The sequence below is a fragment of the Nocardiopsis alborubida genome (assembly GCF_012396365.1).
Lineage (GTDB): Bacteria > Actinomycetota > Actinomycetes > Streptosporangiales > Streptosporangiaceae > Nocardiopsis > Nocardiopsis alborubida.
The window spans coordinates 190,885-199,095 of sequence record NZ_JAAXPG010000012.1 but is presented as its reverse complement, the minus strand read 5'-3'; the positions used below and the strand labels follow the sequence as shown (position 1 = coordinate 199,095).

At 72.4% G+C, this 8,211-nt stretch carries 5 protein-coding genes; 2 read left to right on the top strand and 3 right to left on the bottom strand.

All coding sequences use genetic code 11. From position 1 onward, the window contains the following. Positions 1-190 precede the first annotated feature (190 nt). Both HGB44_RS14825 and HGB44_RS14820 read left to right on the top strand, forming a co-directional pair. Positions 191-1,339 (top strand): serine hydrolase domain-containing protein, encoded by a 1,149-nt coding sequence (locus tag HGB44_RS14825; protein WP_061078840.1) that lies wholly within the window; start codon positions 191-193, stop codon positions 1,337-1,339. Positions 1,340-1,611: 272 nt separating this feature from the next. Further along, positions 1,612-3,138 (top strand): FAD-dependent monooxygenase, encoded by a 1,527-nt coding sequence (locus HGB44_RS14820; protein ID WP_061078839.1) that lies wholly within the window; start codon positions 1,612-1,614, stop codon positions 3,136-3,138. A gap of 194 nt (positions 3,139-3,332) precedes the next feature. Here HGB44_RS14820 and HGB44_RS14815 read toward each other — a convergent pair whose 3' ends face one another. From HGB44_RS14815 to HGB44_RS14805, 3 genes are all read right to left on the bottom strand, one after another. Next, a complete protein-coding gene (locus HGB44_RS14815) occupies positions 3,333-6,038 on the bottom strand; it encodes a DUF4132 domain-containing protein (protein WP_061078838.1) in 2,706 nt (901 codons plus the stop codon). A gap of 1 nt (position 6,039) precedes the next feature. Continuing rightward, entirely contained in the window at positions 6,040-6,435 is a 396-nt protein-coding gene (locus HGB44_RS14810; protein WP_061078837.1) for a hypothetical protein, read from the bottom strand. A 564-nt stretch (positions 6,436-6,999) separates the two neighbouring features. Continuing rightward, positions 7,000-7,845 carry a SigB/SigF/SigG family RNA polymerase sigma factor gene (locus HGB44_RS14805; RefSeq protein WP_061078853.1) on the bottom strand — a complete coding sequence of 282 codons (846 nt, stop codon included), beginning with the start codon at positions 7,843-7,845 and terminating at the stop codon, positions 7,000-7,002. Between the last annotated feature and the right edge of the window lie 366 nt (positions 7,846-8,211).

Here is an 8,211-nt window from a genome sequence, read left to right as displayed (position 1 = left end):
CCGCCGCCCTCAACGCCGGCACCCCCTACGGCCGCATCCACAACGCCCTCAAGAACGACGGCACCACCACCCTCGACATCCACGCCACCACCTCCCACGGCGACATCACCGCCCACAGCCTCTGACCGGCAGCACGGCGATCCCCTCCCTCCAGCCCAACCGCGTCACCGTTTCGAAGGAGCACACCACCATGTCCCTCACCCCCAACGAGCAGAACCGCCCGGAACTGCACAAGACCATGCAGGAGATCGTCGACTCCGGTTTCGTCGGAATGCAGCTGCGCGTGCACGACGAGCAGGGCGAGTGGGTCGGCAGCGCCGGGGCGCGCAGGCTGGGCGAGCCGGAGAGGCCGCCGACCGACGGACACTTCCGGATCGGCAGCGCCACCAAGAACTTCGTCGCGACCACGGTGCTCATGCTGGTGGCCGAGGGCGGGATCGGGCTGGAGGACCGGGTGGCCGACCACCTGCCCGAGTTCGGACTGGACCAGCGGATCACGGTACGGATGCTGCTCCAGCACACCAGCGGAATCTTCAACCACACCGGCGAGATCTACGAGGACGGGACGTTCGCGCCGGGGGTCGCCTGGGCTGGCCGGGAGTGGGTGGAGGACCGGTTCCGGACCTACGCGCCCGAGGAGCTGGTGCGGCTGGCGCTGTCCAAGCCGTCCCGGTTCGAGCCGGGGACGGACTGGAGCTACGCCAACACCAACTACGTGGTGGCCAGGCTGCTGGTCGAGCGGGTCACCGGCCGCTCGTTCCCGGAGGAGCTGGAGCGGCTGGTCCTGGGACCGCTGGGAATGACCGGCACCGTGGCGCCGGGCACCTCGCCGGAGGTCCCCGAGCCGCACGCCCACGCCTACTACCGGTACGAGGAGGACGGCCGGGAGAGGACGGTCGACGTCACCCGCCAGAACCCCTCCTGGATCTCGGCCGGCGGTGACATGATCTCCACCACCCGGGACCTGCACACGTACTTCTCCGCGCTGATGGGCGGCAGGCTCCTGCCGACCGAACTGCTCGACCAGATGCGCACACCGGAGGCGAAGGTCGGCTACGGCCTGGGGGTGTTCGTCCAGGAGACCGACGGCGGCACCGTCTTCCACCACAACGGCGGCATCGCGGGCTCGGCGGCGCTGATGTACGCCACGGCCGACGGCAGCAGGGTCCTGACCGCCTCGCTGACCTATGTGGACGACGCCGGGATGTCCCTGGCGCAGACGTTCCAGGAGACGACGCGGAGGCTCGTCGAGGAGGTGTTCGGCCGCGGGCGGTCCGCTGGCGACGCGGCCGTCGAGCAGGGCACCGAGACGGCCGGGGCGGCTCAGCCGACGGGTTGAGCGCCTCGGAGCCGCAGCCGCTGAGGACGGGCTCCTCGCGGTGACGCACCGGGCGCGACGCGGCCCGCCCCTTCTGCTCCGTGTGCCCGGCCGGGTACACCGGCGGCTACGGGGACGGGCCCGTCCCCGTGGAGAGGGCGTCGGGGAGCCGGTCGACGCACCCGCCCGACGGGACGGCCCGGACCGCGCTTGACACCTACGCTCCCGCTCGGGCATTCTCCCCGAACGGCACGGAACGTCCCGTCTCGTGCCGCTCCCTTGGAAGGAAGTGCATGGACGCTGACGTGATCGTCGTGGGCGCCGGTCCGACCGGCCTGATGCTGGCCGCCGAACTGCGCCTGGGCGGGCTGCGGCCGCTGGTCCTGGAGCGCTACCCGCAGCGCCGGAGCACCCCCAAGGCCGGTGGCCTCGGCGGTCAGATCCTGGAACTGCTGCGCCACCGGGGTCTGCTGGAGCGGTTCGAGGCAGCCTGCACCGGTCCCGTCCCGGCTCCCCGGTTCCCGTTCGGCGGTGTGCACCTGGACCTCACCCGGCTGGCCGATCCCCCGATGCACGCCCTGCCCCTCCCCCAGCAGCGGCTGGAGCAGCTGCTCGACGAACGCGCCGCCGAACTCGGCGTCGACGTCCGACGCGGACACGAGGTGGTCGGGCTGAGCCAGGACGACGCCGCGGTGACCGTGGACGTGAACGGCCCGGACGGGCCGTACCGGATAACCACCCGCTACCTCGCGGGTTGCGACGGTGCGCGCAGCCGGGTCCGCGAGCGGGCCGGCATCCCCTTCCCCGGCACCACCTACCCGGAGGTCAACCGGCTGGCCCAGGTCGCCCTGCCCGACACGGTGACCGTGCTCGACAACGGCGACCTCGACGTTCCCGGCTTCGGCACGGTCCGCTCGGGCTTCACCCGGACCGAACACGGCCTCCTCGGGGTCAGCGCGTCGTCGGACTCCGGGGTCGCCTCCCTCTACACCGTCGAGGACGAGGCCACCGAGTACGACGACGACACACCGATGACCACGGCCGAGCTCCAGAGCAGCCTCCGCCGCGTGCTCGGCGTGGACATGCCCCTGGGAGAGCCGGTGCGGCTGTCGCGGTTCACCTTCAAGGCCCACCAGGCCGAGCGCTACCGTGACGGACGGATCCTGCTGGCCGGTGACGCGGCGCACCTGTTCCCCGCCACCGGTGTGGCGATCAGCGCGGGCATGCTCGACGCGGTCAACCTGGCCTGGAAGCTGGCCGCCGACGTCCACGGCTGGGCGCCGGAGGGCCTGCTGGACACCTACCACGACGAACGCCACCTCGCCGGGGCCCGCACCATGCTGCACACCCGGGCCCAGGTGGCGCTGCGGCGCGGGCACGACCCGGCCGCCGAGGCGCTCCGGGAGGTCTTCCAGGAACTGCTCGCCGACGAGCAGCCGCTGCGCCGCATGGGAGCGCTCGTCGCCGGGTCCGACATCCGCTACCCGGTGCCCGGCGCCGACCACCACGCGCTGGCCGGCTCCTTCGCACCCGACCTCACCCTGCACACCGACCAGGGCATGACCAGCGTCGCGGAACTCATGCGTACCGCGCGTCCCGTACTGCTCGACCTCACCGGCCGCGGGGACCTCCACGAGACCGCACGGGCCTGGCACCCGCGCGTCGACGTCCACACCGCCAAAACCGACGACCGGCCGGCCGACGCCCTCCTGATCCGCCCGGACGGTCACGTCGCCTGGGCCGCGGCCGTCGACGAACCGGCTGACGGCACCGCGTCCAGGCTGCGCGAGGCGCTCTCCACGTGGTTCGGCGCTCCCTGAGAACCGGCCGTGCCCACCACCGGTGGCGGACGCCGGAACCCGCGTCCGCCGCACCCTCTCCAGGAAGGAACCCATCCGTGATGCCGCCCGTTCCCGCCGATCCGACCGTGGTGCACCCGATGCCCGGGCGGACGTGAGGGACGTGCCGGGGCCCGCTCCGCTGTTCCGCGGCTTCCCAGCCCCCCGAACTCCCCCTACTCCTCCAGTCCGCGGCGGATCTGCCCGGTGATGCTCGCGTCCTCGATGGCGCTGTCCCCGGCCAGCATCAGTGCCTTGGACAGGATCAGCGCCAGGCGGCCGCCGTCCTGTTCGAAGGGCAGGAACACCCCCGGCCCCCTCCCCCTGCCCGAGGGCACCACGCAGAGGTAGGAGTCGTCCGGTTCCATCAGGATGTTGGCGCTGCCCAGGTGGATCCGGTAGGAGCGCAGATCCCCGCGCACACGCAGGAAGCGTCCGTCGACCTCCAACCGGTCGGCCACGCTCAGCCGCGGCAGCAGACGCGTCAGGGCCTCGCGTCGTACGACGGCGCTCTCGGTGAGTTCGCCGAAGGCCGCCCGACGCCAGTAGGGCAGGTGTGCGCTCTCTCCCCGGTCGACCCACTGGGGGTCGGCGGCGATCGAGGACACGCCCACGGCCAGGTCCACGTCGCGCATCGCCTCGGACAGCACCAGCGCCGACACCTCCGCCAGCGGTGCGGGCTCCCCCTCCCCCGCGCGGTGGAAGCGGACCTGGTCGGTACCGCAGTTGCGGACGGGATCGTTGTCGTCGTCGACCAGGGCGATGTCGAGGGTGACGCGCCATGAGGCCCCGCTCTCCCGGTCGGTGTAGACGCGCTCGGCGGGGCCGTCCTCGCCGCCGTGCCAACCGCCCAGCTGGTGAACGCTCCACCCGCGCTCGTTGAGCAGGGCCTTGGCCTGCCCGTACTTGAGGATGTGGGCGGCGTAGCGGTTGGAGTAGACGCGGGTGGCCTCCTCCGCGGGGGTGAGCAGGTAGATCTCCCGGTACGCCTGTTTGAGGGGCTGGGCGATCTCCCGGTCGGTCAGGTGCTCCCGCCACCGCCGCACCGTCTCCGGCTGGCTCCGCACGGGGTGCCACAGCCGCACCCGGGCGCCGCCGTCCACGGTCGCGGTGTGCGCGACCTCCGTCCCGTCGGGGTCGGTCAGACGCCAGTGGCCCCCGTTGGCCCCGGGCAGCCCGCACACCCAGGTCCGGCCGTCGTCGGCGCTCACCTCCCACAGCAGCCGCCGGGCGAGCGCGCCGGTGACCGGGTGGTCGAGGTAGTAGCGGGTCCAGGACGCGGCGTCCCACACCCGCCCCTGGATCAGGAACTCCTCCAGGCGGACCCGTTCGGCCGCCACCACCTGGCGCAGTTCCTTGAGTTCGGCCCGCAGCGCCCTGACCTCGTCGGGGTGCGACGTGCGCAGGACCGCGGGCGGGCTCGCGACCGGACGCCCCTTGGCGGAGGCGAAGCCGAGTGCGGCGCTGCCGTCCGCGGCCAGGGCCAGCGTGACCGGGTGCTCGCCCAGCTGGTCGGTCCGGGTCCCGTCCCGGCCCAGGCCGAAGTCGGGGACGGTGCGTTCCAGCAGTTGCTCCCCGGTGATGCCCAGCCGGTCGGCGATCTCCCCCAGGGCCCTGTCGATCACCTTGGACAGGGTCTTCTTCTTGACCCGCGCGCGGACGCGGGCGAGGACGGCGACCGCCTCGTCGGTACCGCGTTCGGCCAGGATCCGGACACAGGCGGAGGCCGTGCGTTCGGAACGCAGCAGCTTGGAGCCGCCCGGCCCGGTCCCGGTGAACACCGCGACCCGCTCCAGCAGGGGCAGCGACCAGGTGTCCTCCTCCGAGGCCAGCTCCCGCACCGCCCACACCAGGCCGTTGACGATGTTGTGCACGTGGATCAGGAAGTAGGCCGTGCTCGAACCGTAGTGGCCCTCCTCTGCCCGCGGCGTGCGCAGCACCACCTCGACCAGGCGCCGCAGCGCGCCCTCCGCGTCGGGGATCGCGGCCAACCTGCGCCGGAGCCCTTCACGCCACTCGCGGCCGGGCCGGGAACCGGGCGGGACCAGGAAGTGGACGAGCAGCTCCGCCAACCCGGGGCGGGTGACCAGAGAGGGTTCGCGTTCGCGGAGCAGGTCGCCGAACAGGTCCCCCTCGGGGAGGAGGTGGTCGACGGCCAGGGGGGCGCCCAGGCGAAGGAGCAGGAGGAGTACACGCGCATGGGGTTCAGGTTCGTCGGGTTCCCAGGTGAACAGGAGGTCTCCGCGTTCCTGGCAGTGGGCCCGGTACTCGTGCAGTTGTTGCGCGCACGGCGCCAGGACGTGGTCCTCCGCCCGCTCGCAGACGTCGATGTGGGCGTGCCCGTCGGTGAGCCCCTGCGCCTGCGCGTACAGAAGCAGGGAGAGCAGGGCGCTGTCCCAGGGCAGTGCCCTACGGCACAGGGTGAACGCGGCACGGTGGTGAACGCTGGAGAAGTAGTCGCTGTGGCGCCCCTGTCCGTCGACCTCGACGGGCCGGGGGTGCCGTGCGTTGATCAGGAACCAGACCGCCAGGCGCGCCCTCAGGCCGTCGTCGCACCGGTCGATCAGGTCGCGCAGCGGGGTGCCCCGGTCGAGCGAGGAGATCTCCGTGTACCCCCGCCAACCCCGGTCGGGGGCGTGGGCGCGTATGACCCGGTCGCACTCCTCGATCAGCTCCGGCAGGCCGGGGGCGTGCAGGCGGCCCAGGACCTCCTCGACCCGGACGGGCATCGTGCTCCGGTAGGCCCAGGAGCTCCTCCCCCTGGCGTCGATGCCCGAAGCGAACTCCTCGGCGGTCCGTCCTGCCCACTGCCGTCCGGCGGGCGAGGGGACCATCGAGGTGAAGGGCGGGGCCGCGGTGGTCTCAGCGGTGGTCTCGGTCATGTCAGCCACCCACCAGCGGGACGAGCTGGACGAACACGATCTCGGGTTCGCCGGTCAGGTCGACGTACTCCTCCAGGGACTCCACCTGGCGGTCCCCGACGATGAGCACGAACCGCTGCTTCTCGAAGGCCCGCTCGGCCAGGTCGGCCTGTTCCTCCCAGTCCACGGTCGGCCGTTCGGTCCGCCGGGCCGCGGTGTCGAGCTGCCGCTCGGCGGCGGTGGGAGTGACCAGGCCCTGGTAGGGCGCGGAACGGTCGAGGTCGTACCGGGCGACCTCCTCCCGCACGCGCGTCCGGATCAGTTCGCGTACGCGGACCCGGTCGGGGAGGTCGGGCAGTTCGACAGCGGGGAGGTCGACGCCCAGGGGGCTTTCGACTCTGAGGAGGGCTCTGGGCACAGGGGGTGGTTCCTTTCGCTGGCGTGGGGCCTCATGCGCTGGGCCACGCTAGCGGAGCGAACCGACAGGTTCGCCGGGCCCGGGCCGGACGGGCACGGACGGTTCCCGCGCGCACGACGATCGGGCGGCGTCCGTGACGGACGCCGCCCACAGCGGTCGAGGGCTCAGGGGGCAGAAGGCCAGGGGCGGCGGATGGCCGAGCACGGACAGCTCATGGAACCGGCCCTCGGCGGTCCCGGGGGATGTTCGTCGGGTGGCACCGGAAAGGCCGCCCGGCCAGGCTTCGACGGGGCCCGCGGTGCCTGCCGGTAGGGTGTCTCACGGTCTCCACCCGATTGGTGCGGGTGGTGGACACGCCCCGGCCCGGTGTTCACCCACCGGCCGGGGCACCTCGTTCTCCGTTGCGTCCACGGGTGTCATCGCCCCCTGCGGGGCTGCGCCTCCCGCTCACGGAAGCCGGGGAGCCGCGCGGGCGGGAGTCCCGCGGCGGACAGGCCGGCCGGGTCCGGCACGACCCGTCCCGGAGAGCGGCCCCCGCGGCGCCCTCCGGGACGGAAGGGGTCCTCAGCCGCGGTCGGGAGCGCTCTCGCCCACGTCCTCGCGCAGCTGCTCCAGGGTGTTCTTCAGCAGCCGGGAGACGTGCATCTGGGAGTAGCCCATCCGGTCGGCGATCTCGGTCTGGGTGTGGTCGCCGAAGAAGCGCAGCTTGAGGATCTCGCGCTCGCGTTCGGGCAGGCGGGCCAGGGCGGGCTTGAGCGACTCGCGCTGCACGATCCGCTCCAGGCCCTCGTCCTCGCTGCCCAGGTGGTCCTCCAGGCGGGCGCCCTCCTGACCGTCGGAGTCGGGGGCGTCCAACGAGAGGGAGCGGTAGGACTCCGAGGCCTGGACGAGCTCGACGACCTCCTCCTCGTCCAGCCCCATCTCCTTGGCGATCTCGGCGTTGGTGGGCACGCGCGCGTGGGCCTGCTGGAAGGTGCTGAGTACCTGGCGCAGCTTGATCCGGTTCTCCTGGTGGCGCCTGGGGACGCGGATGGCCCAGGTGTGGTCGCGGAAGTGCCGCTTGATCTCGCCGGTGACCGTGGGCATCAGGTAGGAGATGAAGGGCTTGCCGCGGTCGGGCTGGTAGCCGCGGATGGCCTTGACCAGGCCGACCATGGCGGTCTGCTTGAGGTCCTCCAGCGGTTCGCCGCGGCCGTTGTAGCGGCGGGCGAGCTTGTTGACCAGCGGCTGGTAGCGGACCACGACCTGCTCGCGCAACATGGCCGCGCGCGGGTCGTCCTCCTCCAGGCCGTGGAGTTCGGCGAGCAGTTCCTCGGCCGAGGTCTCCTTCCCAGAGGCGGACGTGCGCGCTCCGGGGATGAGGGTCGTGTGGTCGGCGGCGGTCTGGGACACGGTGTCCTGGTTCAGCATGGTGGACAAGAGGAAACCCCCGGTGCTCTGGTCCTGTGTGCTCCTGTCTGTCTGCCTGGGCAGACACCGGTGCTCTGACCCGCTCCCGACCGCAGTTCGGGTGCTGCGGCCCGGCGGGCGGCGCCGGTGCGACCACTACCGTTCCCTCAGAAACGACTTCAAAAGCCGTAGAGCCACATTTTTGTTGTCGCGCGGCAAGTATCAACACACGAGGGCCCCCACCAGGAGGTAAGGGGCGCATAAGGGGAGTCATCGCCCGCAGGACGCGCGCGATGACCCGCCCCCACCGCGGGAAGGCACTCCTGGGCTTGGCACCCGACCGGGTCCGCGCTCCAGGGGGCACGCGGCCCCCGTGCGGGACGGGGG

Coding starts and splice junctions, on each gene's coding strand:
- HGB44_RS14825 (WP_061078840.1), top strand. CDS start 191: ATGTCCCTCACCCCCAACGAGCAGAACCGCCCGGAACTGCACAAGACC.
- HGB44_RS14820 (WP_061078839.1), top strand. CDS start 1,612: ATGGACGCTGACGTGATCGTCGTGGGCGCCGGTCCGACCGGCCTGATG.
- HGB44_RS14805 (WP_061078853.1), bottom strand. CDS start 7,845: ATGCTGAACCAGGACACCGTGTCCCAGACCGCCGCCGACCACACGACC.
- HGB44_RS14815 (WP_061078838.1), bottom strand. CDS start 6,038: ATGACCGAGACCACCGCTGAGACCACCGCGGCCCCGCCCTTCACCTCG.